The organism is Acinetobacter sp. AS5 (assembly GCF_048957595.1).
Taxonomy (GTDB): Bacteria; Pseudomonadota; Gammaproteobacteria; order Pseudomonadales; family Moraxellaceae; genus Acinetobacter.
This window is the reverse complement of sequence record NZ_JARDAL010000040.1, coordinates 13,276-40,159: the sequence shown is the minus strand read 5'-3', so window position 1 is coordinate 40,159 and position 26,884 is coordinate 13,276. Positions and strand designations below refer to the sequence as shown.

The 26,884-nt window shown below is 45.1% G+C and carries 23 protein-coding genes, 1 other RNA gene and 1 pseudogene; 10 read left to right on the top strand and 15 right to left on the bottom strand.

Annotated features, from left to right (window positions below):
* The coding region (locus PV763_RS13005) for a transposase domain-containing protein (protein WP_032016931.1) at positions 1–198 on the top strand (198 nt) is incomplete at its 5' end.
* A 31-nt stretch (positions 199–229) separates the two neighbouring features.
* Here the strand turns inward: PV763_RS13005 and PV763_RS13000 are convergent.
* Together PV763_RS13000 and ssrA are read right to left on the bottom strand one after the other, a co-directional pair.
* Positions 230–1,123 (bottom strand): annotated as a pseudogene (locus PV763_RS13000) (tyrosine-type recombinase/integrase); the annotation flags it as partial.
* A gap of 181 nt (positions 1,124–1,304) precedes the next feature.
* Positions 1,305–1,663, bottom strand: a transfer-messenger RNA (tmRNA) gene (gene ssrA, locus PV763_RS12995).
* Positions 1,664–1,793: 130 nt separating this feature from the next.
* Between ssrA and glpK the strand changes: the two genes are divergently transcribed.
* On the top strand, positions 1,794–3,278 hold the full coding sequence (gene glpK, locus PV763_RS12990) for a glycerol kinase GlpK (RefSeq protein WP_420938001.1): 1,485 nt from the start codon (positions 1,794–1,796) through the stop codon (positions 3,276–3,278).
* A 78-nt stretch (positions 3,279–3,356) separates the two neighbouring features.
* Here glpK and PV763_RS12985 read toward each other — a convergent pair whose 3' ends face one another.
* On the bottom strand, positions 3,357–3,854 hold the full coding sequence (locus tag PV763_RS12985) for a thioesterase family protein (RefSeq protein WP_004646146.1): 498 nt from the start codon (positions 3,852–3,854) through the stop codon (positions 3,357–3,359).
* A 105-nt stretch (positions 3,855–3,959) separates the two neighbouring features.
* On the opposite strand from PV763_RS12985, the gene hemB reads away from it, so the two are divergent.
* Positions 3,960–4,973 carry a porphobilinogen synthase gene (hemB, locus tag PV763_RS12980; protein ID WP_004646145.1) on the top strand — a complete coding sequence of 338 codons (1,014 nt, stop codon included), beginning with the start codon at positions 3,960–3,962 and terminating at the stop codon, positions 4,971–4,973.
* A 15-nt stretch (positions 4,974–4,988) separates the two neighbouring features.
* Entirely contained in the window at positions 4,989–6,113 is a 1,125-nt protein-coding gene (gene thiO / locus PV763_RS12975; protein ID WP_420938000.1) for a glycine oxidase ThiO, read from the top strand.
* On the opposite strand, the gene PV763_RS12970 is transcribed toward thiO, so the two are convergent.
* Together PV763_RS12970 and PV763_RS12965 are read right to left on the bottom strand one after the other, a co-directional pair.
* Complete coding sequence (locus PV763_RS12970; protein WP_420937999.1) at positions 6,102–7,007, bottom strand: TIGR01777 family oxidoreductase; 906 nt, start codon at positions 7,005–7,007, stop codon at positions 6,102–6,104. The genes thiO and PV763_RS12970 overlap by 12 nt on opposite strands.
* Before the next feature lie 154 nt (positions 7,008–7,161).
* Positions 7,162–7,620, bottom strand: a complete 459-nt coding sequence (locus PV763_RS12965) for an ABZJ_00895 family protein (RefSeq protein WP_005107697.1) — start codon at positions 7,618–7,620, stop codon at positions 7,162–7,164.
* 471 nt (positions 7,621–8,091) lie between these two features.
* On the opposite strand from PV763_RS12965, the gene PV763_RS12960 reads away from it, so the two are divergent.
* Genes PV763_RS12960 through PV763_RS12950 form a run of 3 tightly spaced genes read left to right on the top strand, consistent with a single transcriptional unit; the run spans position 8,092 to position 14,071 of the window.
* Positions 8,092–9,345, top strand: coding sequence for an exonuclease SbcCD subunit D (locus PV763_RS12960; RefSeq protein WP_420937998.1), 1,254 nt, complete (start codon positions 8,092–8,094; stop codon positions 9,343–9,345).
* Positions 9,346–9,353: 8 nt separating this feature from the next.
* Positions 9,354–12,959, top strand: a complete 3,606-nt coding sequence (locus PV763_RS12955) for an AAA family ATPase (protein ID WP_420937997.1) — start codon at positions 9,354–9,356, stop codon at positions 12,957–12,959.
* Positions 12,960–12,964: 5 nt separating this feature from the next.
* Complete coding sequence (locus tag PV763_RS12950) at positions 12,965–14,071, top strand: acyltransferase family protein (protein ID WP_420937996.1); 1,107 nt, start codon at positions 12,965–12,967, stop codon at positions 14,069–14,071.
* 31 nt (positions 14,072–14,102) lie between these two features.
* Here PV763_RS12950 and PV763_RS12945 read toward each other — a convergent pair whose 3' ends face one another.
* Positions 14,103–14,792 carry a YggS family pyridoxal phosphate-dependent enzyme gene (locus tag PV763_RS12945; RefSeq protein WP_420938002.1) on the bottom strand — a complete coding sequence of 230 codons (690 nt, stop codon included), beginning with the start codon at positions 14,790–14,792 and terminating at the stop codon, positions 14,103–14,105.
* Between the two features lie 123 nt (positions 14,793–14,915).
* Between PV763_RS12945 and PV763_RS12940 the strand changes: the two genes are divergently transcribed.
* Both PV763_RS12940 and PV763_RS12935 read left to right on the top strand, forming a co-directional pair.
* A complete protein-coding gene (locus PV763_RS12940) occupies positions 14,916–15,953 on the top strand; it encodes a type IV pilus twitching motility protein PilT (RefSeq protein WP_420937995.1) in 1,038 nt (345 codons plus the stop codon).
* Between the two features lie 30 nt (positions 15,954–15,983).
* On the top strand, positions 15,984–17,105 hold the full coding sequence (locus PV763_RS12935) for a PilT/PilU family type 4a pilus ATPase (RefSeq protein ID WP_004646138.1): 1,122 nt from the start codon (positions 15,984–15,986) through the stop codon (positions 17,103–17,105).
* A gap of 67 nt (positions 17,106–17,172) precedes the next feature.
* Here the strand turns inward: PV763_RS12935 and fur are convergent, their stop codons facing one another.
* Positions 17,173–17,610, bottom strand: coding sequence for a ferric iron uptake transcriptional regulator (fur, locus tag PV763_RS12930; RefSeq protein ID WP_004279276.1), 438 nt, complete (start codon positions 17,608–17,610; stop codon positions 17,173–17,175).
* Between the two features lie 112 nt (positions 17,611–17,722).
* Here fur and PV763_RS12925 point away from each other — a divergent pair, with 112 nt between their 5' ends.
* Positions 17,723–18,121 (top strand): outer membrane protein assembly factor BamE, encoded by a 399-nt coding sequence (locus PV763_RS12925; protein ID WP_004279275.1) that lies wholly within the window; start codon positions 17,723–17,725, stop codon positions 18,119–18,121.
* 100 nt (positions 18,122–18,221) lie between these two features.
* Here PV763_RS12925 and PV763_RS12920 read toward each other — a convergent pair whose 3' ends face one another.
* From PV763_RS12920 to PV763_RS12885, 8 genes are all read right to left on the bottom strand, one after another.
* Positions 18,222–18,554: an RnfH family protein gene (locus tag PV763_RS12920; RefSeq protein ID WP_420937994.1), complete on the bottom strand. Its 333-nt coding sequence runs from the start codon at positions 18,552–18,554 to the stop codon at positions 18,222–18,224.
* Entirely contained in the window at positions 18,554–19,633 is a 1,080-nt protein-coding gene (locus PV763_RS12915) for a hypothetical protein (RefSeq protein WP_138742935.1), read from the bottom strand. The genes PV763_RS12920 and PV763_RS12915 overlap by 1 nt, the downstream gene beginning before the upstream one ends.
* A gap of 143 nt (positions 19,634–19,776) precedes the next feature.
* On the bottom strand, positions 19,777–20,232 hold the full coding sequence (locus PV763_RS12910) for a bacteriohemerythrin (RefSeq protein ID WP_164543218.1): 456 nt from the start codon (positions 20,230–20,232) through the stop codon (positions 19,777–19,779).
* A 275-nt stretch (positions 20,233–20,507) separates the two neighbouring features.
* The gene (locus PV763_RS12905) at positions 20,508–21,356 is read right to left on the bottom strand and encodes a class II glutamine amidotransferase (protein WP_004646129.1); all 849 of its coding nucleotides are present in this window, start codon (positions 21,354–21,356) and stop codon (positions 20,508–20,510) included.
* 131 nt (positions 21,357–21,487) lie between these two features.
* Positions 21,488–22,396: an acetylglutamate kinase gene (gene argB / locus PV763_RS12900; protein WP_005104791.1), complete on the bottom strand. Its 909-nt coding sequence runs from the start codon at positions 22,394–22,396 to the stop codon at positions 21,488–21,490.
* Between the two features lie 10 nt (positions 22,397–22,406).
* Positions 22,407–23,825, bottom strand: coding sequence for a phosphomannomutase/phosphoglucomutase (locus tag PV763_RS12895; RefSeq protein ID WP_420937993.1), 1,419 nt, complete (start codon positions 23,823–23,825; stop codon positions 22,407–22,409).
* A gap of 387 nt (positions 23,826–24,212) precedes the next feature.
* Positions 24,213–24,665 carry a dUTP diphosphatase gene (gene dut, locus PV763_RS12890; protein WP_420937992.1) on the bottom strand — a complete coding sequence of 151 codons (453 nt, stop codon included), beginning with the start codon at positions 24,663–24,665 and terminating at the stop codon, positions 24,213–24,215.
* 47 nt (positions 24,666–24,712) lie between these two features.
* The gene (locus PV763_RS12885; protein WP_004730583.1) at positions 24,713–26,752 is read right to left on the bottom strand and encodes a UvrD-helicase domain-containing protein; all 2,040 of its coding nucleotides are present in this window, start codon (positions 26,750–26,752) and stop codon (positions 24,713–24,715) included.
* Positions 26,753–26,884 lie beyond the last annotated feature (132 nt).

Genomic DNA, 26,884 nt, shown 5'->3' with positions numbered 1-26,884 from the left:
CGCAAGAACTGGCTGTTTGCAGGTTCGCTGCGCAGTGGTCAGCGAGCGGCAAACATCATGACGTTAATCCAGTCAGCGAAGCTGAATGGCTTGGATCCGTATGCCTATTTAAGTGATGTGCTGAAAAGGCTGCCGACACATAAAGTGACCCAGATTGAAGAATTGCTGCCGCACTGCTGGAAACCTAAATCGAATTAAAAAATAGGTATGGGATTCAGCGGACGCTTACCTCGCTACGCATAGGTTCTTTGTTATTTAAACGATGTGGGAAAAGTAACTCCTGATTATGAGTCAGTCTTAAAGATTGCAGCTCTTCAATCATCATGTCCGTCAACGGTACACGATGTGGAAGTCGGTTCTTCATTCGCTCTTCAGGAATATCCCACTTACGCCCCTCCAAATCAAACTCTTCCCAACGTGCTTGCAGTAACTCACTGACCCGAACGCCTGTCAGCATAATCAGGACAATGGCATGATGTGTTTGAGCATCGGCAGGATAAGCCTTAATACGTCTAAGAAATTCAGGCATCTCAGAGGCAGAAAGCGAAGCCAGGTTTTTGACCCTTTTATTCTTGAGGGCATAGACTAAATCACCTGCCGGATTGTCATAGCGATATCCATGGGCAATAGCGTATTTCATGACCATGCCACAACGAGACAAAGTACGTTTTGCAATTTCAAGCGAGCCTCTTGCCTCAATTTTCTTAATGATCTGCAGAATCTCAGGTGCCTGAATCTGATTAATACGCTTATTAGCAAGAACAATATAAAGCTCATCCAATGAAGCTCGAACATTACTGATGTGTTTGGATGACCAGGTTTCTTTTTGATTATTAAACCAATCTTCTGCAACTTCTTTGAAATAGGGCTTTAAGTCTTCATGCAATACTGAACGTGAGTATCGATGCTTAAGCTCATATGCAAGCTCCCTTGCCTTTTTTAAGCTTAAATCTGGATATGGGCCAAGCGACTCAGACTTACGTTCACCATGGACAGTGACGCGTACATTCCAATATTTTTGACCTTTGGTGGTAATGATGAGGGATAAACCATGTAAATCCGAAAGACGATACTGTTTATCTTTCGGCTGTGCTTTTCTGCATTCAGTATCTGTAAGTGGCATGTCGATTACCCATAATTGATGTATTAATTTCTGGGTAAATTTTCCCAATATTTACCCGCAAAGAGCAAATATGGGGTCAAATAGGATCAGATAATATCGGACAAACAGGCATAAAAAAAGCCTTTAAACATTGAGTTTAAAGGCTTTTTTAGATTCCGATGAATTACTTCGGAAAGAATTTTGGTGGAGGTGGCGGGAGTTGAACCCGCGTCCGCCAGCACTACGCTCGAGAATACTACATGCTTAGATATCGTCTATTGTTTTAACTCTTTGTGACCCGACGAACAGGGTACAAATCGCGATCCTCTTGATTTAGTACAAAGCCCCGAGGCTTGGCTTTATACGGACTTGTGTGCGTGCGCTTCAGTCGGACTCTCTAACCACAAGTATTCGGAGAGGCGGACAAGCTGCCCTTAGGCAGCTAGAGCGTATGATTCGTCGTTTGCGACTAAAAAATGCAAATTTGATTTACGAGAGAAAATGCGCTCTCGGCATGCATCTATGAGTTTCATCACCAGCGTCGAAGCCAGAAACACCCCCAAAGTACAAGGCAATCATAGCATAAATGTCAAAAATTACGATGTATTTTCTGAATATTTACACAACTTGATGCGCTTAATTACATTATTGCGCTAATATTTTACTTTTCAAGCCAAATAACAGAAAAATTATGAGCTATTTACTGGCACTAGATCAGGGAACTACGTCAAGTCGGGCCATTATTTTTAATGAACATGGACAAGTTCAGGCAACGGCTCAACGTGAAACGCATATCCACACCCCACATTCGGGCTGGGTGGAACAGGATGCTCAAGAAATCTGGAGCTCACAGATTGCCGTGGTACAACAAGCTTTGGCGACTGCAGGTATTCTGGCAAAAGATATTAAAGCCCTTGGCCTGACTAACCAGCGCGAAACGACCGTAGTCTGGGATCGTAGAAACGGCAAACCGCTCGCTCCGGCAATCGTCTGGCAGGACCGTCGTACATCTGACTGGTGTAACCGGCTGATTGAACAAGGCCTGATGTCCAAAATTCAGCAAAAAACCGGCCTACGGATTGATCCTTATTTTAGTGCGGGAAAACTGGTCTGGTTTTTAGAGCATGTCGAGGGGGTACGGGCACTTGCTGAACAGGGCCATGTGGCATTTGGCACTATCGATAGCTGGCTGATCTGGAATCTGACCCAAGGTGCAGAGCACGTCATTGAAGCCAGTAACGCTTCTCGTACCATGTTAATGAATCTGCAGCAACAATCGTGGGATGAAGAGCTACTCGAGCTGTTTAATATTCCGGTTTCGGTCTTACCGAAAATTATCTCTTCTGACTGTTATGTCGCTGACACGGCTTCTGGCTTACTGGGGGCCAATATTCCCATTACCGGAATTTTGGGGGATCAGCAGTCTGCACTCTTTGGCCAGTCCTGTTTTGAGGTGGGCAGTGCTAAAAACACCTATGGTACTGGCTGCTTTATGCTGTTCAATACCGGACATAACATTCAGCTTAGCCAGAACAAGCTGCTTTCTACTCTCGCCTGGCAAGCCCAGGGCCAAACTACCTATGCGCTCGAAGGCAGCGTATTTATGGCTGGTGCTGTAGTGCAATGGTTACGCGATGGCCTCGGAATTATTCAAAAAAGCAGTGATGTGGAAAAACTGGCGCATCAGGTCGAGCATAGTGACGGCGTGGTTCTGGTTCCCGCATTTACCGGACTGGGCGCGCCGCATTGGGATAGTGAAGCACGTGCCTTACTCTGTGGCATGTCACGCGGTACGACCAAAGCGCATATCGCTCGTGCCGCATTAGAATCAATCGCCTTTCAGGTATCGGATGTGCTCAGTGCGATGCAATCTGATATTGCACATCCTCTTAAAGAACTGCGGGTTGATGGTGGTGCCAGCAGCAATGACATGCTGATGCAATTTCAGGCCGATATTCTGAATGTACCGGTACTGCGTCCGAAAATGCTGGAAGCTACTGCTTGGGGCGCGGCCGCTATGGCCGGATTAAAAGCTGGCGTATTTTCAAACCTGGATGAAATTTCCCAGTCCTGGCAGCTGGACCGTGCTTTTGAACCCAAAATGCAAAATGACGAAAGAGAAATGCATTTAGCCAAATGGCAAAATGCCTTGAAACGGGCTAAATCTGATCTCTAAATCCTCTAGGTTCATATTTGATCATCATAAAAAAGCACTGTTAAACAGTGCTTTTAACTCCCTCAGTTCACGATTTCATTAATAGGCATAAGAAGCAATCGCTGTTGCAATCGCCTTATCTTCATCATTGACCATGGTCATGCGCATGGTGCAGCCCTTACGCCCCAAACGTAAGGTTTCTGCACGCGCGATAAAATATTTGCCACGTCCAGGCGCCAGATAATCCACCCGCATATCGACCGTCGCCAGACGCGATACTTTTTTAATGGTATCTGCAATCGTTTCCGGTTCAGCTTTTTTATACAGCTCGCCCATGGCCACAATACCACCGACACTATCCAGTACAGTTGCAGCCAGACCGCCATGCAGAATCTGGAAAGCCACATTACCAATCATGAAATCCTGCATTTCTACATAGGCCTCAATCTGGCCCTCGACCACCCGCATGGTCATGCCGTTATGCTTAAAAAAAGGAGAGCTATTAAAAGCATGTACCAGCTGGTTCAGGACTACATCAATATCCACTTTCGAGCCCAGATGTATATTACCCGTCCAGTTTCTCTCTGTCTTACTCATCACTCTGCCCGAATCCACCACAATAAAAAACCGCTAATTTATGCCCAAAAATTTGAGTTAGGGCTACAATAGAGGCCTAGTTTAATACTGATTACTGAGATTTTTATGACTTATACGTTCAATCGTCCCGCGTTTCCTGCAACTCGCATGCGTCGTATTCGTAAAAATGAACATTTACGTTCGATGGTTCGTGAAACCCATCTCGCGGCAGATCATCTCATTTATCCAGTATTTGTCCTCCCAGGACAAAACCAGACCCAAGATATTCCAAGTATGCCGAATATCCAGCGCCTGTCAGCGGACTTGTTGTTAAAAAAATCAGAACGTCTGCTGGAACTCGGTGTCAATAAACTGGCGTTGTTCCCGGTCACCCCACAAGAAGATAAAAGCCTGACTGCAGAAGCCGCATGGCGTGAAGATGGTCTAGTGCAAAACACCTTGCGTTTATTGAAAAAAGAACTGCCGGAAATGGTGCTGATTACTGACGGCGCATTAGACCCGTATACCACGCATGGTCAGGACGGCATTATTGATGAGAACGGTTATGTCTTAAATGATGAAACGGTCGAGTGCCTGATTAAACAGGGCTTGAGCCATGCCGAAGCCGGTGCAGATGTGTTTGCTCCAAGTGACATGATGGATGGCCGGATCGGTGCGATTCGTCAGGCCTTTGAGCAAAATGGTCATATCTATACTTCGATCATGGCCTATTCAGCCAAATATGCATCAAGTTTCTATGGCCCGTTCCGTGATGCAGTCGGTTCTGCCAGCAACTTAAAAGGCGGCAATAAATACAATTACCAGATGGATGTCGGTAACCGTGCTGAAGCCCTGCATGAAATTGCGCTGGATATTCAGGAAGGTGCAGACATGGTGATTGTTAAACCGGGCATGCCTTATCTGGATATCGTCCGCGAAGTCAAAGACACTTTTGGCGTACCAACCTTTGTCTATCAGGTCAGTGGCGAATACGCGATGCTGGCTGCGGCAATTCAAAATGGCTGGTTATCTGATAGCGTCATTTTAGAATCATTGATGAGCTGTCGTCGTGCCGGTGCAGATGGTATCTGGACCTATTTTGCTGAAGAAGCTGCGCTTAAACTGAAAGACATGAAGTAAAAGGATTTCGGCGCAATGCATATTGCCATTATCGGCGCTGGCATCACCGGTCTGATGTCGGCGCTGGAACTGCTTCAACAGGGATGTTCTGTTACCCTTTTTGATCAACAGGCCGCCGGGCAGGCTGCATCCTGGGCTGGAGGAGGCATCCTCTCCCCGATGTATCCGTGGCGTTATCCCGCTGCTGTAAATGCTCTGGCCCGACATGCCAAACCGCTGTATCAGGACTGGAATCAAAAACTGCAACCTGTCACTGGCATCGATTTCCAGATTCATGAAACAGGTATGCTGATTTTTGATGAATCCGATTTTGAAATCGGTTTAAGTTATGCCGCAACACATCAAGAGCCGCAGCAACAGGCAAAATTACTTGATCAAGCTAAACTGCAACAGATCAATCCCAGAATTAATCAGAGCAAATTCAAACAGGCGATTTATTTCCCTGAACTGGCCAATATCCGTAATCCACGGTTATTACAGTCGATCATTCGCTATTTGAAGCACCATCCTCGTGTCACCTGGCAAGAAGACTGTAAAATCACTCGGCTCAATATTCAGCAAGGCTGTGTAAACAGTATCTCAGATGAACATGGCCGGCTTTTTCAGGCAGATCAGTATGTGTTCACAACCGGAGCATGGTCACAATACTGGTCACAGCAACTTGGTTTGGAAATTCCGGTACAACCGGTGCAAGGTCAGATGCTGCTGTTTAAAACGCCAGAAAACTGGCTGCCGACCATGTGCATGCATAAGGTCATGTATCTGATTCCACGACAAGACGGGCATGTTTTATGTGGGTCCAGTATGCGTCAGGTCGGTTTTGACACCTCGCCTTCTAGCGAAATTCGGCAGGATATTTTACAGGCGTGCATCGAGATGGTGCCGGAACTGGCAGATTTTCCGCTGGTCAAGCAATGGGCCGGATTAAGACCCAGCTCACCCGATGGTATTCCTTATATTGGCAAAATTCCCAAGCTACAAAATGCCTGGGCCAATTTTGGACATTTCCGGAATGGTTTATGTATGGGGCCGGCCTCAGGCAAACTGCTCGCTCAACTCATCCTTGAACAAACGCCAATCGTTGATCCAGATCCTTATGATCCACTCCGTTTATTAGAGCCCAGTCGCTTAGCGCTTTAGGATATTATCCAGCGCCTCTTTCAGGGTTGGATAATGAAACTGGAATCCAGCCTCCTGCAAGGCTTTGGGCTGTACATACTGACCGTTTAATACCAGTTGGGATTGTTCTCCCAGCATTATTTTCAGACTGCATGCGGGTAATGGCAATAAGGGTTTGCGCTTCAGAATCTGGGCCGCAGTTCGTGCAAACTGGGCCTGACTGCTTTTTTCTGGCGCGACCACATTAAAGATCTGCTCGGTCGTATCCTCAAGCATCAAGAATTCAATCGCACGCAGTACATCCTCTAAATGTACCCAGGTCACTGGCTGACGTCCATGACCAATCCGCCCGAAGAGATTCAATTTAATCGGCAATAGCATCTGCGGAAGAATCCCGCCACCTTTGCCAAACACCACAGCAAAGCGAACAATCTTGGTGTTCTGGTTCGTATAGGACAAGGCCAGCTGTTCCCACTTCGCACAAAGTTCAGACATAAAAATATCTTGTGGCGGGCTTTGTTCCGTGCAGAACTGTTCCCAGCGCTCAGCCGGATCAATGCCATAATAACCAACGGCGGATGTCGAAATAATCCGTTTCGATTTAATCTGATATTTTTCTAAATAATCAAATAACTGTTTGGTGGTGTCTAAACGGCTATCCAGCAATTTCTTTTTACGCGCTGCTGTCCAACGGCCCTGACCGATGCTTTCGCCAGCCAGATTCACCACATAATCAATCTGATGCTGTTTTAATTCATCCAGCTGGTTAATCCAGTGGAAGTCTGGATGTAGTTCAGGTTTATTTTTCTGACGGGTCAGACCAATCACCCGATAATCACGCTCCAGTAAAAAACGCACGAGATGACTGCCAATAAAACCACTCGCTCCCGTCACCAGCACTACAGGTTTATACATTAGTCATTCTTCGCCTTATTATTTTCTTGGTTTAAATTATACGCCACTCATCTTCAGCTTTTTTAAAGCAGGAATATTTTTGTAGTGGAGAATTTGTATCTTTCATCATTCAATTAATTTATGAAGATCAGGTCACAAAATGATTCATCTATACTTACTGAGGTGGATGGCCAAACATTTTCTCTGCCATACGCTGGGCCTGCTTGCCATAAAACCAGTAGGTCAGCAGATACAGTGGAATTGCGATCATCAGGAACATGATCAGCACAATACTCATAAATTGTGGCTGCTGTAGATACAACAGAAAGTCCTGCCAGGCATTCGGATTGGAACGGGTGGCAATGACAATACCGAGCAAGAGGAATAATAAATTATAGCCCCAGTAAATCAGGCTAAAACCCAAGGTGAATTTTTTACGCTCTGCTTGGGTCGGCGCACGTTTTTGCTGTTTTAGAAATTTAAAAAGCACCCAAATCATGGCCACCAGATAGGGAACAATCGTCAAAACTGCGCCCATGCCCATCGGCAGCAAGGCTGCCAGTACACCGCAAATACAGGTAAAAATAAAACATATAACGAAAAACCAGATAAAATAACGACTTAGCGGCAACATATGCATGACTCAGTGATCTTCAACAAGCTAGTATAAAAAAAATCAGGTTTTTTTTCATTTTATTGTCAACCATCCACTACAGGGTGACGTTATATAGGGTACAAGGTACAAAAATTTGGACTGGCATCCACGAATTTTTGCTGACCTTTAGAGCTAAAGCAATAAGTCCAGTGTACAGGGAAATTTTGAATAGCAGCCAAAATCTTCATGTAACACAAATTTGACCGACGATTTCATCATCACTCGAATCGTCGGTTTTTATTTTTTTAAAATCCTTATTTTTTTAAAATCTGATAGCTTGCAGAGCCTTCGATATCTGATGATTTAGTTGTAATCCTTTGCTTATTTTCATACTGATCAAAATAAATTCAGCCCCCACATCACAAACAATTCGCTGAAATATCGTTTTCAAGTAGATTTTTACCTGTGCTTTTTCCTATAGTAGCAAGGCAGATATTAGGGGTTCATTACATGGCGGTTCATTTTCTTCACACTTCCGATTGGCATCTGGGACAATTTTTCCATAACCATGACCGTGAATTTGAACATGCGCAGTTTTTGACTTGGCTACTTGAGCAAATTAAAAAAAAGCAACCGCATGCCTTGCTGATTGCCGGCGATATTTTTGATGTGATCAATCCAGCTTCCAGTGCGCAAAGACAGCTGTACCAGTTTCTGGCCGATGCTCATGACTTGGCGCCGCATATGCAAACCCTAATGATTGCAGGCAATCATGATTCCGGTTACCGGATCGAACAGGTTGAACCCTTGCTGGCCAAATTTAATGCCAAAGCAGTGGGAATTGTAGGCCGCACGGCAGAAAATACCCTGAACCTGGATCGTCTGCTGATTCCTATTTATGATCAGGATAAAAATATCATCGCTTGGTGTCTGACCCTACCCTATTTACGCAGTGCCGAAATTACCGGACTGAATGAACATACCAGCAATAACCAGAACGCGATCAGTTATCTACATCAACAACTGATTGCCGAAGCCAGAGCCCGCAAACAGCCACATCAGGCACTAATTTTAATGTCACATGCGCACATGCAAGGTGGTGAGACCTCCGACTCTGAACGTCCGATTATTGTCGGCAATGAAGAGGCCCTGTCGACGGCGCTGTTTGATGACATGATTGATTATGTCGCGCTAGGGCATTTGCATAAACCACAAAAGGTTGGTCAGCCGCATATTCGCTATAGTGGCTCCCCAATTCCGCTGTCATTTAGTGAGATTAATTATAAGCATCAAATAGTTGAAGTCAGGATTGACCCTGAACAAAACCCGGAAAACCGCTTTCAGTACGATGCCTTAAGCATTCCGCGTACTGTCGAGCTGTTCCGCATTCGTGAAAAGCTGGAAAATTTAATAGCTACAATTCAGGCCTTGCCTGCCGGAGAAATCGAGCAGCTTTCTGCACGGCATTTTCTGGAAGTGGAATACACGACCGATGCGCCGCCTCCGGTAGACCTGCGTCAGCAAATAGAACAGGCCCTACCTGCTAACCGTTACCGACTGCTGCGCATCAGCCGGATTTACCAGCAACAGGTCGACCTTAGTTCAAGCCAGTCTAAAATTGATCTGGCACCCCCTACCCCGGAATCGCTATTTTTCAATATCTGGAAAAAAATGGGCTATGAGCAGGATCATTCGGTACAACGGGATTTTCAGGAATTACTGAATGAAGCCCAACACGAACTTGCACAAAAACAACAAGCCTAGGATCGGCCATGAAAATTTTACGTCTAAGTCTTCATAATCTGGCCTCCCTCACCGGCACTCATCATATTGATTTTGAATCGAGTCCTTTGGCTCATGCCGGCCTGATTGCCATCACCGGCAAAACTGGTGCCGGGAAATCCACCCTGCTCGATGCCATGTGCCTGGCGCTATATAATGAAATCCCCCGCCTAAAAGGTGCCACAGGCAGCCTCAAAGATACTGGCGGTCAGGATGTGTCCATCAAGGATTCCAAGAATATTCTGCGCCGTGGCTGCGTGCATGGTTTTGCCGAACTGGAATTTATTGCACTCGACAGCAAACGCTATATGGCACGCTGGGAAATTAAACGGGCACGCCAGAAAGTCGATGGCAATCTAAAAGTAGACCGCTACGTCAAATGTCTGGATGATGACACGACACTGACGCAAAAAATATCGGAAGTCACCCCCCTCATTGAAAAACTGGTGGGCTTAAGTTTTGAGCAGTTTACCCGCGCAGTTTTATTGGCACAGTCGGAAGTTGGTGCCTTTCTTAAAGCCAAAGATAATGAACGCGCAGACTTGCTGGAATATCTCACCAATTCACAGATTTTCAGTCTGGTTAGTCAGAAAGCTGCAGAGAAATTCAGCGAAGTCAAAAACAAGCGCAACGATCTGGAAAAGCTGATCGGGCATATTGAAATTCTGTCTGAAGAAGACATCAGCGCTTTACAACAGCAGCAGAGCTCTTTGTCTTTACAACTTCAGAATTTGCAGCAATCAGAAAAACTGCTGGAAAATGAGAAACAATGGCATCTGGACCGACATAAACTCTATGCAGAAGTCCATGCAAAAAAAGAAGTCTACGAAGTACAGCAGGATGCAGTAAATAAGTCTGCAGGACAGCAACAGCTACTGGAGCAGCTGGATGAATTCCAGTCGATCCGGGATCAGTTTGTCAGTCGTACCCGTCTAGCCCCTCAAAAAGAGCTGATTCAGCACCAGCACACCCAATTTACGCTGGAATTTGAAACGCTCAAACAGAGCTTTGTAGCAGAAGAAGCCAAACTTACAGCCTTACAACAACAGCAGCAACAGTTTCAGCAACACTTGGCAGACCTGAAACCGCATCTGGAAGCAGGTTTAAGACTGGATCATGCAATTGAGACGGTATCAGAGCAGTACAAAAAACTGCATGCAGAGCAAAGCCAGTTTCAAACTCTTCGTCTACAGCCTTTAGAAGAACAACTGCGACAGCAACAACAGACTTTGAATCAACTACAAGCTCGGCAAGAAAAAGTTGCACAGCAATTGGCTGAATCTGGCTTTTTAAATGTATTCGATCTGGAGCCGCAAAGTACCTTGCAACGCATACAAGACTTTATGCGTCAGTATCAGCAACTGCAGCAACAGAATCCGGACAGCCTGAAGCTGCCTTTGCCTGAACTGGAAAAAACCGTTACAGCACTTTCAGAAAATCTGAACCAGTGGATACAACAGCATCATAGTCTGGAACAGCTGGAAGAGCAGTTCAAAACCATTCAGGAAATGCGTCAGCAACGCCAAGCGGAACAGCGTCAGCTCGACCTGTTGCAAAAGCAGGTGCAACAAGTCGTTCAACAATCACAAGAATTTGAAAAACTGCACTCTGCTGTAGATAGCCAACAGCAGCAACTGAAAATGCAGCAAGAGGCCGAACAGGCACTGCATCAGCAGATTCAGGCTGAACAACAGGCCTATGAACACCTGGAACAAATACTAGCCCAGCAACGTTTATTGCATGCACAAAGTGTGCAGGATCTTCGTGGCCAGTTAAAACCGGATGAGCCATGCATGGTCTGTGGGAGTATCGTCCATCCTTTTGTCGATGCCGCCCATGAACGTCTGGAACAGAGCCTAAGCCAGTTACAGGAGCAACAGTTACGGCAGGCAAAACAGCAGCTCGATCAGCAACTGCAATCTCAGCAGCAGCAACGTATTGAAATATCCAAAGCACAAACAGTAATTGAGCAGCAGCAACAGCGTTGCCAGATCCTGCAAAACCAGATTCAACAATCCTCTGCTGACTGTAAATCTCAACTACTTAAACTGGAAGTGATTACCGAGCAGCACAATGATCTTCCTACATTCATCCAGCTACTGGCAAATCACACTCAAAGTCTGGTCCAGCAGCTAGAACTGTCCCAACAGCAGGAACAACAGCTCCAGCAACAATTACAACAATGGCGTCAACAACAACAGCAATTGCACCAATTACAACTGGCTCTACAGCAACGTCAGCAACTCGACCAGCTGATCCACCCAGTTTTAAGCATCCTGCCCGAGCAATACCAGTCGCAACCGCCTATGCTCTGCTTACCTCAGTTGCAACGACAATTAGAGCAGCGCATGCAGCAGTTGGCAGTACAAAAGCAGCTGGAATCCGACCTGCATCAACAGCAGCAGATCTTGGACAAAAGCCAGTATCGACTACAATTGGAACAGCAAAATTTTGCTCAATTGAGCCAGTCTGTAGAGCAGTTGATTCAGCAAGGCAAAGACTTGCGTCAACAACTGGCTGAACTGACCAAAGCGCATGCAGGACAAGTCTACCGTGTCACTGCAGAATGGCGTGATGCGCTGGATCAGCAAGCCAAGACCTTAGCGCAGGCTTTAGAACAACAGCGGCAATGCACGGTGCAGGCCGAAAAACAGTGGCATCAAACCCATTTAAAATTGCAAGAATTTATCAGCCAACTTCAGCAGATCGATCAGCAATTGGCTCAATATCAGCAAGATATTCAGGCATGGCAAGCAGCACATCCGCAAGTGACGGCAGCTCAAATTGAACAATGGCTCAGTATTGATCTGAGCAACCATCAACGCATTCGTCAGAATTTGGCCAGCCAGAAACAGGCACTCGAAAATGCCAGAACAGCCTGGCAATTACTGGAAGAACAATATCAGGCTCATTTAAAACTGCAGCCAGAACATGAATTTGAGGACATTGCACAAAAGCTGAGTACGCTGCATCAGGAAAAAATAACGCAGCAGGAAGTGCTCAATGAAACTGATGCCAAACTGCGTATGAATGCCAATAATCAAAACACCTATGCCAAATATCAGCAGCAAATTGAGCAGATCAAAGCAGAAGAATACCGTTGGGGTCGTATTTACGACCTGATCGGACATAAGGAAGGTACCAAATTCCAGAAAATTGCCCAGGAACATCATCTGGATATTCTGGTGGAATATGCAAATCAGCAGTTGCAACCGTTGGCACCCCGCTATCAGTTACACCGTATTCCGGATAGCCTGAGTCTGGCGATTATTGATCTGGACATGAATAGTGAAGTCCGCCCTGTGCTGTCCCTATCGGGGGGTGAAACCTTCCTGGTTTCATTGGCTTTGGCTTTGGCGATTGCCAATATGGCCTCCGGCTCCATGAAACTGGAATCACTGTTTATTGATGAAGGTTTTGGTACGCTAGATCCTGCTTCGTTACATATGGTGATGAATGCACTGGATCATTTACAAAGTCAGGGTCGTAAAGTTGTATTAATCTCGCATGTGCAGGAAATGCATGAACGTATTCCGGTACAGATTCAGGTCAAACCGGTTGGTGCAGGTGCAAGTACCATTCAGATTATAGGCTAAGGATCATGAACACTGCCCCGGACAAGCTCTCGCACTATTTCAGCCTACAGCTTGAGAGCCTACGGGGTATCAGTGCCATTGTGGTGTTATTCAGTCACTGCTTTCAGGCATTTATTGCGCCTTTCGATACCAGCATTTATTCATGGATACGCCTGCTTGGGCAGGCTGCAGTCATGATTTTCTTTGCCTTAAGTGGCTATCTGATCGGCTATTCAATCCAGTACAACATTCATCAGCATGGTCAGTTCAATCTGCACCATTATGCCCGACAGCGTGGCCGCAGAATTTTACCGCCCTTTCTGTTTGCCATGGGGTTGACCCTGGTTTTATATCTGCTTGCTCCACTATTATTTACCAGCCACACGCATGCTTTTCAACACAGTTTTGGCATGATGATCCGGACTGACTATAGTATAGACATGATGGAGTTTATTGGCTCGCTGCTATTTTTGAATAGCTTTGTGACGCCAACGGTTTCAGCCAATGCTGCGCTCTGGAGTCTGAGCTATGAAGTGTGGTTTTATGTGCTGGCCGGATTCTTACCTTTTTTAAAAAATTCGGAAATCGCCAAAATCGGGTTTTTTATGGTTCTGGCTATACTATCAGTACTGAACATCCAGTTTTTTATTTATTTTCTGGTCTGGCTCACTGCCTTTGCTTGTTCATTTCGATATATCCAGCTACGTTTTTTAAACCGCTTACAATCAGTCAAATTAACCCTATTCGGCTTGGCATTTCTAATCGCCTGTTTTGATGCTTACCAGTTTCAGGTGATTGATGAGGCCCAGCAATACCGCGCTGCGAATTTTGCCCCTTTTAATTTCTGTGTGGGTCTGGCCTTTAGCTGCTGGCTGGTACAGCTCCAGCATCGACGCAGTCATTATCATCCGGTCTGGGTTCAATCCGCAGACTTTTCCTATACCTTGTATGTCACCCATTTCCCATTACTTTTATTTATTTTGGGCTGTATTCCGGCAACTTTGGCCTATGGTCTGGGCGGAGCAATTTTAGCTTTGCTTGCCAGCATGTGCAGCTTAATAGTTTTTGCCTGGTTAATGGCCAAATGGCTCGAACCAGCCAGAAAAAAAGCGTTATCCAATACCCTGCGATAACGCTTTGCTGCAAAAAACTGACATTAGTAGTTTATACATCTTTTTTAGGCCGTGCACCAAATAGGGCTGTGCCAACACGAACCATGGTAGAACCCGCAGCAATCGCTTCGGTCATATCCCCAGACATGCCCATACTTAAAGTATCCCAATCTTCAGGGTGTGCATGCTGAACTTTGACTGCATCAAATAAAACTTTGGCATCAGCAAAGGCTTGAGGATTATTCGGTGCAGGAATCACCATCAGGCCACGTAAACGCACATTCGGCAGTTGGCTGATCTGTGCCACCAAATCTGCGACTTCTTCCGGCTGGCAGCCATCTTTGGTATCCTGGCCATCAATATTCACCTGAATACAGATATTCAGTGCGGACTGATTATCTCCACGCTGATTTGATAAACGCTCGGCAATAATCAGGCGATCGACTCCATGTACCCAGGCAAAATTTTCCGCCAGAGCCTTGGTTTTGTTGCGCTGCACATGACCAATAAAATGCCATTCAATCTCCAGCTCTTTCAGTGCCGTGATTTTTTCCAGTGCTTCCTGCAAATAGTTTTCACCAAAAGCACGTTGCCCTGCCTGATACATCTCTGCCAGCACGCTACTCGGCTGGGTCTTGGAAACGGCAAGCAGTTGCACCGTATCTGCTTCGCGGCCGGCCTGAATACAGGCAGTTTCAATTTGCACTAAGACCTGATTTCGTGACTGTTGCAACATATTCATTGATGGGGTTCTCATTTCATTCATCTTTTTTTCCCTTGCCCATGAACTAAGTGTTGGTTAAGCTGTGGGAAAGCCTTATTATTCTATCAAAATAATTAACATTTTAATGAACTCGGGGACCTTATGGATATCACAGAATTGTTGGCATTTTCTGCTAAAAATGGTGCGTCGGATTTACACTTGTCTGCGGGCTTACCGCCAATGATTCGTGTCGATGGGGAAGTTCGTCGCATCAACCTGCCAGCATTAGAACACAAAGAAGTGCATAAACTCGTTTATGACATCATGAACGATAAACAGCGCCGTGATTTTGAAGAAAATCTGGAAACTGACTTTTCTTTTGAAGTGCCTGGCGTGGCACGTTTCCGTGTCAACGCATTTAACCAGAACCGCGGTGCCGGTGCGGTATTCCGTACCATTCCCTCTAAAGTACTGACCCTTGAAGATCTGGGCATGGGACAGATTTTTAAAGATATCTGTGAATATCCACGTGGTCTGGTACTGGTCACAGGTCCAACCGGTTCGGGTAAATCAACCACCTTGGCGGCGATGCTGGATTATATTAATGACAACCGCTATGACCATATTCTGACCGTCGAAGATCCGATCGAATTTGTGCATCAGTCCAAGAAATGTTTGATTAACCAGCGTGAAGTGCATCGTGATACGCATGGCTTTAATGAAGCATTACGTTCTGCATTACGTGAAGATCCGGATATTATTCTGGTCGGTGAGATGCGTGACCTTGAAACCATTCGTCTGGCTTTAACTGCGGCAGAAACGGGTCACCTTGTTTTCGGCACCCTGCATACCACCTCAGCGGCCAAAACCATTGACCGTGTGATCGACGTATTCCCTGCTGAAGAAAAAGACATGGTACGTGCCATGTTGTCTGAATCCCTACAAGCCGTAGTTTCACAGGCTCTGCTGAAGAAAAATGGCGGTGGGCGTGTGGCGGCGCATGAAATCATGATTGGTATTCCGGCGATTCGTAACCTAATTCGTGAAAACAAAGTCGCACAAATGTACTCAGCAATTCAGACCGGTGCCAACTATGGCATGACCACACTGGACCAGACCCTGAAAACACTGGTGTCCAAAGGTTTGATCAGCCCGCAAGTTGCACGTACTTCAGCCAAACAGCCAGAAGCATTTTTATAAGAAAATTGAATTGTATTGGGGTTTATATACATGGATTTTAACGGCTTACTCGATTATATGGTGGAGAAAAAAGCATCGGATCTGTTCATTACTGCCGATGTCGAACCATCCATCAAGATTAATGGTCAGATTTTACCGATTGGCTCAGTAAAATTACCGGGTGCGGCAGTAGGACAACTGCTCAATTCCATCATGACCGAAAAGCAGCGTAAAGAATTTGCTGACAGTCGTGAATGTAACTTTGCCATCAGCACGCCGGATAAAAGTGCCCGCTTCCGTGTCAGTGCCTTTCAGCAACGCGATCAACCGGGGATGGTGCTGCGTCGGATTGAAACTGTTATTCCCACGATGGATGAACTCAAGTTACCGCCCATTTTAAAAGAACTGGCGATGACCAAACGTGGCATCATTATTTTTGTCGGGGCAACGGGTACCGGTAAATCAACCTCGCTGGCATCTTTGGTCGGTTATCGTAATGAAAATTCCAAAGGTCATATCATTACCATTGAAGATCCGATCGAATTTATTCACCAGCATAAGGGCTGTATTATCACCCAGCGTGAAGTCGGCATCGATACTGATTCATTTGAAATTGCCCTGAAAAATACCCTGCGTCAGGCACCAGACGTGATTCTGATCGGTGAGATCCGTTCACGTGAAACCATGGATTATGCGATTGCCTTCGCCGAAACCGGTCATCTTGTCTTCGCTACCCTGCACGCCAACAACGCCAACCAGGCAATTGACCGGATTATCCATTTCTTCGAAGCAGACCGGCATAATCAGCTGTTCATGGACTTGTCCCTGAACATGAAAGCCATTGTGGCACAGCAACTGATTCCAACCATCGATGGCAATGGTCGCCGTGCAGCGATTGAGATTCTAATTAACTCGCCACTGATTGCCGACCTGATTCGTAAAGGTGATGTGCATGAGATTAAGGACCTGATGAAGCGTTCCCGTGAACTGGGCATGCAGACCTTCGATCAGGCGCTGTATGATTTGTATAAAGCCAAACAGATCAGCTATAAAGATGCGCTGAAACATGCGGATTCACCCAACGACCTGCGTCTGCAAATCAAATTGTCGGAAGAAGGTGGTAGCCACTTATTACGTGCGCATTCCAATATTACCTTTGATGGTCAGTCCTGATCATCTTGAAAACATAAAAAAACAGGCTTCGCATGAAGCCTGTTTTTTGTTTGAACCAACGCTCAAATTATTTTTTACGGAAAACTTCCTGACAGGCAGGCGCATCGCAGTAGCCATACAGATTCAGTGAGTGACCGGTTAATTCAAAACCAAATTTCTCGGCAACGTCATGCTGCTCTTTTTCAATCGTGTCATTAATAAATTCAACAACTTTGCTGCAATTTAAACATACTAGGTGATCGTGGTGATCTTCCTGCATAATTTCAAAAACTGAATGATTATTTTCAAAATTATGACGTTCGATGATGCCCGCTGCTTCAAATTGCGTTAACACACGATACACAGTTGCTAAACCTACATCTTCGCCCTGATCGAGTAAAGTCTTGTAAATATCTTCCGCACTTAAATGATGTTGTTTTGAATTTTCTAGTAATTCTAATATTTTAATTCGTGGAAGGGTAACTTTCAGCCCAGCTTTTCGTAAATCTTGGTTTGAAATAGTCATGTAAAAAGGTCTCTCAACAAAATCAAAGTTGGAATATGCAACAAAGTTTAGATGCAGTATGATCTATCCTTGGATCAAATGCATCATAATTAATTTGGGATAGTTTAGCAAAATGCAAAAAATCATGTTGACGTTATTCGTCACTTCATTGCTCGTCGGCTGTTCGACATTAGGTGTTTATAAAGTAGATATTCCACAAGGAACCCCTTTAACCCAAGCACAAGCCGCTAAAATTCAGGTAGGAATGAGCCATCAACAGGTGCGTTTCTTACTGGGCAGTCCAACAGTAAGCGATCCACTGAATCCTTTACGTTGGGACTACATCTATAACTATACCCCAGGAACCTACGCTAAAAAAGCCAAGATCCCGGCAGCCCAAGGCCAGCATTTGAAAATCTACTTTAACCAGTCTGGTATCGTGGAACGTGTTGAAGGTCTGGAGACGATTCCAGAATCTCAACCCGGCTTACCAGGATCAAAAGAAGCAATTTTAAATGCTCCTCCACTATAGTCGGTTTCTCATGAAAAAGCCCCTGAATCATCAGGGGCTTTTTTGATTAAGGTGATTGATTGAGCAGATCCTTGAGACTACTGCTCATTCCAACCCCTTTCTATTCGGAAGATGGTTTCAGCTTTCTTAAAAGATTGCCTCTGGCATAACGACCCACCGGATTTTTCTCGGCGCGTTTACGTCGGATATCTTTAGGATTGATGGTCAGTGCTCGGTAAATTTCCACCCGATCCCCTGCTGCCAATAGCTGCTGATGATCTTGCAAACGCACGCCAAAAATGCCCAGAGATAACGGTTCAGGCAATTCGACCTGCTCACGGATTCTACTTTGCTGAATCGCATCCAGTGCCGTCATGCCAGGCTGAAATGGCACGGCTAGATGAAATTGTTTTTCTGACGTCGCATACGCTACCCAGATCATCGCCTCACTCATCAGACGAATTGTCCTAAGACAGCAATGATTGCCAGAATAATCCCGACCGGCAACACCACACGTACTGCAATACGCCAGATGTTATAAAACGCTTCAGAGCTAAAATTCATTGATTTACGCAAATGACTGATCTTCATGATCCAGCCGGCAAACAGTGCATAGATCAAACAAATCAATAGGCCCCAGACTAACAAGACCACATTGAAAATTGGGCTTAGATTTGGAATAGCCCAGATCAGTGTAACCGCCGCCACAATCGCCCATTGAATCGCAGGATGAAGCTGGCGTTGCTGTAATTGTTCACGTGCCATTTGCAGAATTAATGCGGCAGCTGCCACCATTGCTGCGACCAGAGTAAATGCAGGAATTTGTGCTTGTACGGCAAAGAAAGCAAATGCAATGACAGCAACGAGCTGCGCAATCCAGATCGGCAATACCGTCTTGCTGGCGACATCCTGTTGTTGTACAGCGCTCAGGCTAGATTGCCAGTACAAGCCCATGCCCAGACCACTTGCCACCAGTGCCAATACCGTGGCATTGCCCCATTCCGAGAACTCGACTGGCGTGATTTGCCATGCAGGTAGCACCGTTCCCATCACATTGGCTAGAACCAGAGACGCCAGTACGCCAATCGTTGTAAAAGCTAATAAAATTTGACGCGGCAGCAGTGACAAGACCAGCGCAGCAATTGCCAATCCGATCAACAAAAGGTTCGGTGCAAGATCAAGTGCAACAACCGCCAGAACATTGCTGGCATTGTTCAACATAGCACCTGCCAAAAACGGAATAAAAATCACACTTAACCAGCCGACAATACGCCATTTCTGTGACGCATCCGCTTCACGGGTCAGCGTCGAAAGCGCCTGTAATGGCGTTGTTTTAGAGCGCTTGGCCAAAGCAATTTCCAAGTAGCAGACTGGAAGTGCCAGAATCAGCATGGAGGCCAACCAGAGCATCCAGAAATCCATCTGACGATCAATCTGTATACCGGTTATCGGTGCGAGCGTCGCGATGATAATAAACGATAAACAGAAAGCCATCAGCGGCGATAACCATTTTGACATAGCATTGTCCTGCATGATGCATTCCTATAAAAATCTAGCGCTATTTTGCCTTGTGGAGCGGTGAAAATCAAAAACAAAAAGCAAACCACCATGACAGTGATTTGCTGCGCAAAAATTATAATTAGATTTTAATTTTTGTTATCTCGTTACGTCTTTTATTATGAAAAGAAACGAGCCAACCAGTTTTTACCTGTTTTCTTTTCTTTTTCCTTGATGATCCCCATCATATTTTCTTTCACGGCACCGACATAATCGGCGTCATCATGCTGAATATGGTTAATCAGCCATTTCGATAATACTTCGTGCAGCTCTGATTCAATGGACTGTCCCAGTTCAAAACGGTCACGATAAGACTCGATTTTTTTAATAAACAGGTCATGCACACGTTTATGCGGCACCCGATATTTATAGCCGGCTTCTTCCTGAAGAGATTCCTCAAAGGTGAAATGCGACTGGGTATAATCAATAATATTGTCGAGAATCTGTTTAATACGGGCACGCTCGGTATTGGCATCAATTCCATCAATTTCGTTGATATAATCGAGAATTCGTTTGTGCTGATCGTCAATCACATCGATACCAGTATTATAATCTGGAACCCATTTCATTTTCATTACGACCACCTATAAATATTAAGGACTTATAACGTGAAAATGAGCATATAGCGTATTGATTCAAATAAAAATGAAGCAAATTAGTCGGCTTTCCGCCTAAATCCGGCTTTTTCATTTTAAGTTTCTGTTATATATAATTAAAAATAATTTATCCTGAGTAAAAGGCTAAGATATTAATTAACCAAAATCCGCAATAAACCTTTATTTATTCTTAGATTTTTTCTTATTTTTTAAATATAAAAAAACGGAGTTTAAACTCCGTCTTTAATCGCATTTCAATATTGATCAGCTCGCGTGACGCGTTTTAAGGAAGGATCAAGACGTTCACGTTCCAGACGTTCAACATGCGTCAACTGAGAACGTACTTTCGCCCCATGCTGAAACAGGATCATTTCACCGGGCTGGAAGGCAGTCCATTCTTCATTCTGGGTCAATGGTTCAGTGGTAATCACTGCGACGCGATCTTCAGGGGTCGTGACCTGACTAAAGTCCACTTCGACATCAATATCAATCAGCTGAGCCGGTCTAAACGGGTATTCACGTACCAGCCAGTGGAGTTTAGTAATCGCATAGCTAAACAGCGCCTGACCATTCGACAGGCAGAAATTAAAGGTGCCATGCTCCGCGATTGCAGGTGAAATTTCAGCTAGAAGATCGAAAACCTGATCCAGTTTCGGCTCATGATAGCCAAAGCGTTTCACCAGTTGATCCAGCAGGTAACAGAAGGCACGCTCACTGTCGGTATTTCCGACTGGGGTAAAGCGCCCTGACAGTTCAGGAAAATAATCATATAAATCGCCATTATGGGCAAAAATCCATTGCCGCCCCCAAAGTTCACGGCTAAAAGGATGCGAGTTTTCCAGATTAATTTTGCCTTGGGTCGCTTTACGGATATGGGCAATCACATTGCGTGATTTGATTGGATAGTTACGCACTAGCTCGGCAATCGGAGATTCAACCGCAGACTGGTTATCGACGAACAGACGGCAGGCTTTATCTTCAAAGAAAGCAATCCCGAAACCATCCGCATGATCAGAGGTAATGCCCGCCCGCTGGGAAAATCCGCGGAAGGAAAAAGTAATATCCGTCGGGGTGGCACAATTCATTCCGAGCAGTTGGCACATGGTCTGGTTTCAGCTCTCTATTTACTTAGAAGCTTATTGTGCATGACTGTTCCTGTCATTTCAAATATCTGGGTTTGATAAATTCAAATAAAAAAGAGCCTCTATTGAGACTCTTTTTGGCAAAAAATGGATTATGAGCGATGCGGATTGGCACGGTTGGTAATGAGAGTACCAACACCATGATCGGTGAAAATTTCCAGTAAGCTGGCATGTGGTACACGACCATCCACGATATGTGCACTCACGACACCGCCTTTTACCGCATCCAGAGCACAACCCACTTTCGGAATCATGCCGCCATAAATCACGCCGGTTTCAATCAGACGATCGACTTCCTGAGTGGTCAAGCCAGTCAGCAGGTTTTTATTTTCATCCAGAACACCGGTGATATTGGTGAGTAGAATCAGTTTTTCTGCACCTAGGGCTTCAGCGACTTTACCAGCGACCAGATCGGCATTGATATTATAGGTATTGCCTTCTTCATCGACGCCTAACGGAGCAATGACTGGAATAAAGTCACTATTGGTGAACATTTCCAGAACATCCGTCTTCACACCAACAACTTCACCGACCAGACCCAGATCAATTTGCTGAACTGAACCATCTTCAGCCACTTTTTCCATCAGCAGTTTTTGCGCACGAATCAGGTTGCCGTCTTTACCGGTAAGACCAATCGCACGACCACCATGCTGGTTGATCAGGTTCACAATGGATTTGTTAACGCTGCCGCCAAGTACCATCTCAACCACTTCCATGGTCGCAGGATCAGTTACACGCATGCCGTCGATACGGTCTGACTCGCGGCCCAGCTGTTTCAGCATGGAATCGACTTGCGGGCCACCGCCATGCACCACGATCGGATTAATACCGACTGTTTTTAATAATACAATATCACGTGCAAATGAACTTTCCAGTTCAGGATCGGTCATCGCGTTACCGCCGTATTTTACCACCAGGGTTTTACCCGCAAAGCGTTGAATATACGGCAAAGCTTCTGTCAAAATCTGTGCTTTGTCGATGCCTGTTTGTTGATTTGGCATTCGCCTCTCCTTATTGAGCATCTAAAATGTCTTGAGCGATCTCTGGATAACGGTCACGCAACATGGCTACAAACAGATGACGAATTTCATTTAGACCTTGGGCATTATTGGCATCAAAGCGCACTGTGAAATACTCACCTGTATTGGATGCTCGAATGATGCCAAAACCATCCTCAAAATCAAGACGTATCCCATCAATTTTACTGATTTGCGCATGAATTCTTGCGGATTGTTGTTCAACGAAGTTTAAAAGCTCAACAGGACGTACTTGACGCGTTGAAATATAAAGATCTTCAGTACCATGTCGTTTTGGATAAGCCGCCAAGGCCTGCGCGAGAGTTTGCCCCGTTTGGTCGAGATATTCCATGACTCTGAGCGCTGCATAGAGGCCATCATCATAGCCCCAGCCGCGACCATCATTAAAGACATAATGTCCGGCATATTCCCCACCAAAAATCGCCTGATGCTGAGACTGGTTCAGATAAGTTCTGAGAAATGAACTGCCGGTACGAATCATCACCGGTTCCCCGCCCAGACGTTGCACTGTATCGCGAACCAAAGTTGAACATTTCACATCATAAACAAATTGGCGTGGTGCTGAATCGCTTAGGCAAATTTCGGCAAACAGACATAATAACTGATCGGCTGTGATAATCTGACCCTGTTCATCAACCAGAACCAGGCGATCGCCATCACCGTCCAGGGCAATACCGAGATCAGCCTGCTGTTGCATGACAGTTTGGCGTAAAGTCTCAAGATGTTTGTCCTGCGAAGGATCCGGCGCATGATCCGGAAAATGTCCATTGGCATCACAACGTAAAGCAGTCACTTCACAGCCCATTTTTCTGAGTACCAAGTCGGCACAACGTCCGGCGGAGCCATGCAGACCATCCAGAATCACTTTAAATGAGCGCTTTAATTGAATATCTTCTAATATTCCCTGCTGATACTGCAGGCAAAACTCTGGAATAATCTGATGCGGCAGTTCGGCTAAACCAAGTAGCTGGCTATCGCAATGCGACTTTGCCAGTTGGGCCACCTGTTGAATCATCTCAGGACAAGGTGGTTCACCATCAATAATCCATTTAATCCCATTATCTTCTTTAGGATTATGACTGGCGGTGACCATAATGCCATTGCCATCAAACTGGCGTGCGGTGAAATACAGCATCGGGCTGGAACAACAGCCTATAATAGTGGCTTCCAGCGAATAGTCTTTAAAAATACGGGCAATGATGTCGGCAAAAGCCGGACTACTGATGCGTGCATCATAACCAATGGCGACACGTGTCTGTCCCGCAGCCTGATACTGCTGGGCTAAACCGTGGGCAATTGCATCAATGATCCCGGCACCTAATAGACTGACTTTACCGCGTATGTCATAGGCACGAAAGATATGCATGGGGAATGGATGATTCATAGATCCCATAAAACTGTCTTTTCACTATTCGTTAAAATAAGGAGATTTAAAATGATGATTTCATCATAATGACTTTAAACATTTGTTTTTGTTTTAAGACCTGCTATTTTTAAACGATTTCAATGTAACAATCAATTATAAAAATATAATCTACAACTTTAGAATTATAGGGTTCTTGTAATTAAACAATGATTATTCAATTATATTTATTTTGAGTTTCATCTAATTAGACATTTGATAATTACATCAATTTTGGATTTAAATAATTCTACTTGGCCGAAAAAATAAGGTTTTATTTTTTAAATATATTTCAACCAATTCATTTTTTTTAATATTTAATCTAATCAACTAAAAATGGCTTACATCCAGTTAATGAATGTAAGCCATTATTAAAACTTAGTTTTTACCCGTATGACCAAAACCGCCAGCACCGCGTTCAGTCGCTTCGAATTCATTCACCAGATCGAATTCAGCTTGTACCACAGGAACCAACACATACTGCGCCAAACGTTCACCTGGCTCTAAGCTGAATGCCGTATGACTACGGTTCCAAACGGATACCATCAATTCACCCTGATAATCAGAATCAATTAAACCTACCAGGTTACCCAACACGATCCCATGTTTATGGCCCAAACCCGAACGTGGCAAGATCAGACCAGCAAATGCAGGATCTTCAATATAGATTGCTAAACCAGTTTTTACCAAAACCGTTTGGCCTGGTTCAATGATTGTGGTTTCTGCAACACACGCACGCAAATCCAGCCCCGCTGAACCTGTCGTAGCATAAGTCGGTAATGGCCATTCCTGACCAAGACGCGAGTCAAGGACTTTCACCTGAACTTTCATGTATTCATTCCTGTTGTTTCATTTAAAATAAGAGCAAGTCTTGTACCTTATCGTTTGATAAGATTACGCAAATTATCAAGATAATGTTGGGCTTGTAATTTTGGATCGATGTTACCGGCCAGCTTTTTCTTGCGGCCTAACCATTCCAGCTCATCTTCCGGTAATTCATCCAGGAAACGGCTTGGGGTCATTTGCTTCATCTGCCCACCGGCCTTGCGCTGTTCTGCCAGAGTAATGGTCAGTCCCTGACGTGCACGGGTAATCCCCACATACATCAGACGGCGTTCCTCTTCGACCGTTTCTGCAGCGATCGAGTTTTTATGTGGCAGAATTTCTTCTTCCAGCCCGATCAGATAGACATAAGGAAATTCCAGACCTTTAGACGCATGCAAAGTCAATAAATTGACTTTATCGGTGTCCTCTTCTTCCTGCTGCTGCTCGAGCATGTCCAGCAGCACCATTTTACGAATCACACTTTCAATATTTTTTTCATCAACATCTTCAGCGCGGTTAATCAGGCTTTGAATGCTGCTATAGAGCACTTCGATATTGTCGAGCTTGGTCTTTTCCTGCGCTGGTGTGGCTGCAGTTTCCTTGATGTAATCGATATAACCGGCTTCAATCATCATCTGGCGGATAATTGGCACTGGTTCATCATCATCCAGTAAATTGCGGGTAAAACCCTCAATAAAATCGGCAAACTCAGCCAATTGAGTCGTGGCCTTTTTCGGAATCGCCATGGTCAGACGCTGATCCGCAGCCGCAGCCAGAAGCGACAGATTATTTTCCTGAGCAAATAGACCGAGCTTTTCCAGCGTTACCGGACCAATTGCCCGTTTTGGCGTATTGATAATTCGTAAAAATGCACTGTCATCTTCAGGGTTAATGATCAAGCGTAAATAGCTCATCATGTCCTTGATTTCGGCACGTGCGAAGAAGGACTGTCCGCCAGATAATTTATACGGAATCTGCATCTGGCGCAGATGGGTTTCTAAAATACGCGCCTGGAAATTGCCGCGGTACAACACCGCATAATCTTTCCAGCTTTTACCGTTCATCAATTTATGCGTGATCAGGTCTTTAACCACGCGTTCTGCTTCATCATCATCATTGCGGCAGGTAATCACACGGATCACTTCACCATGGCCTTTGTCCGACCAGAGCTTTTTATCAAAAATATGCGGATTATTACCAATGACAGTGTTGGCTGCTTTGAGAATACGACTGGTCGAACGATAGTTCTGTTCCAGCTTAATCACTTTCAGATTAGGAAAATCCTGCTGCAGCAAGGCCATATTTTCCGGTTTAGCGCCACGCCAGGCATAGATTGACTGGTCATCATCGCCTACGGCGGTGAACTGTCCCATCACGCCAACCAGTAATTTCACCAGAATATACTGTGCTGTATTGGTATCCTGATATTCATCCACCAGCAGATAACGCACGCGGTTTTGCCATTTGTCACGGACTTCAGCATTTTCCTGCAGCAAGCGCGTCGGCATTACAATCAGGTCATCAAAATCCACGGCGTTATAGGCACGCAAATTACGTTCATATAATTGATATAAATGCGCAAACTGCACATCTTCGGCAGTTTCACAGGTAGTATGTGCCTGCTCGGGTGGAATCAGATCATTTTTCCAGTCCGAGATCATTTTCATGGCTTTGGCAATCAGTTCTTTGCTTTCTGCACCGGATAAATTGTCACGCTGCATCAGATCCATCAGAATGCGTTTACAGTCGTCAGCATCCAGAATCGAGAAATTATTTTTCAGTGGGGTATGTTTCAACTCCAGGCGCAGCATATTCAGGCCAAAAGTATGGAAGGTCGAAACTGAAACGCCTTTACTTTCTTCACGCGTCAACAATTTGCTGACACGCTCTTTCATCTCACGTGCTGCCTTGTTGGTAAAAGTCATCGCAGTAATACGATGTGCGGGAATCCCGCAATGCTTGACTAAATACGCGATTTTTCGCGTGATCACTGAAGTCTTGCCTGAACCCGCTCCTGCAAGTACTAACAAGGGCCCTTGAGTGTATTTCATGGCTTCAAGTTGCTTGTCATTTAACTGACTGGCGAGTGACATATGGCTTCCTCTTCTAGATTCGGCTCCGATTATAGTCATCTCTGCGTCAGTTGCCTAATTTAAAATACGATTAATCAGATCAATATTCAGATATAAAAAAACCACCCGAAGGTGGTTTTTTCTTAAGCGTTC

Coding starts and splice junctions, on each gene's coding strand:
- glpK (WP_420938001.1), top strand. CDS start 1,794: ATGAGCTATTTACTGGCACTAGATCAGGGAACTACGTCAAGTCGGGCC.
- PV763_RS12985 (WP_004646146.1), bottom strand. CDS start 3,854: ATGAGTAAGACAGAGAGAAACTGGACGGGTAATATACATCTGGGCTCG.
- hemB (WP_004646145.1), top strand. CDS start 3,960: ATGACTTATACGTTCAATCGTCCCGCGTTTCCTGCAACTCGCATGCGT.
- thiO (WP_420938000.1), top strand. CDS start 4,989: ATGCATATTGCCATTATCGGCGCTGGCATCACCGGTCTGATGTCGGCG.
- PV763_RS12970 (WP_420937999.1), bottom strand. CDS start 7,007: ATGTATAAACCTGTAGTGCTGGTGACGGGAGCGAGTGGTTTTATTGGC.
- PV763_RS12965 (WP_005107697.1), bottom strand. CDS start 7,620: ATGTTGCCGCTAAGTCGTTATTTTATCTGGTTTTTCGTTATATGTTTT.
- PV763_RS12960 (WP_420937998.1), top strand. CDS start 8,092: ATGGCGGTTCATTTTCTTCACACTTCCGATTGGCATCTGGGACAATTT.
- PV763_RS12955 (WP_420937997.1), top strand. CDS start 9,354: ATGAAAATTTTACGTCTAAGTCTTCATAATCTGGCCTCCCTCACCGGC.
- PV763_RS12950 (WP_420937996.1), top strand. CDS start 12,965: ATGAACACTGCCCCGGACAAGCTCTCGCACTATTTCAGCCTACAGCTT.
- PV763_RS12945 (WP_420938002.1), bottom strand. CDS start 14,792: ATGAATATGTTGCAACAGTCACGAAATCAGGTCTTAGTGCAAATTGAA.
- PV763_RS12940 (WP_420937995.1), top strand. CDS start 14,916: ATGGATATCACAGAATTGTTGGCATTTTCTGCTAAAAATGGTGCGTCG.
- PV763_RS12935 (WP_004646138.1), top strand. CDS start 15,984: ATGGATTTTAACGGCTTACTCGATTATATGGTGGAGAAAAAAGCATCG.
- fur (WP_004279276.1), bottom strand. CDS start 17,610: ATGACTATTTCAAACCAAGATTTACGAAAAGCTGGGCTGAAAGTTACC.
- PV763_RS12925 (WP_004279275.1), top strand. CDS start 17,723: ATGCAAAAAATCATGTTGACGTTATTCGTCACTTCATTGCTCGTCGGC.
- PV763_RS12920 (WP_420937994.1), bottom strand. CDS start 18,554: ATGAGTGAGGCGATGATCTGGGTAGCGTATGCGACGTCAGAAAAACAA.
- PV763_RS12915 (WP_138742935.1), bottom strand. CDS start 19,633: ATGCAGGACAATGCTATGTCAAAATGGTTATCGCCGCTGATGGCTTTC.
- PV763_RS12910 (WP_164543218.1), bottom strand. CDS start 20,232: ATGAAAATGAAATGGGTTCCAGATTATAATACTGGTATCGATGTGATT.
- PV763_RS12905 (WP_004646129.1), bottom strand. CDS start 21,356: ATGTGCCAACTGCTCGGAATGAATTGTGCCACCCCGACGGATATTACT.
- argB (WP_005104791.1), bottom strand. CDS start 22,396: ATGCCAAATCAACAAACAGGCATCGACAAAGCACAGATTTTGACAGAA.
- PV763_RS12895 (WP_420937993.1), bottom strand. CDS start 23,825: ATGGGATCTATGAATCATCCATTCCCCATGCATATCTTTCGTGCCTAT.
- dut (WP_420937992.1), bottom strand. CDS start 24,665: ATGAAAGTTCAGGTGAAAGTCCTTGACTCGCGTCTTGGTCAGGAATGG.
- PV763_RS12885 (WP_004730583.1), bottom strand. CDS start 26,752: ATGTCACTCGCCAGTCAGTTAAATGACAAGCAACTTGAAGCCATGAAA.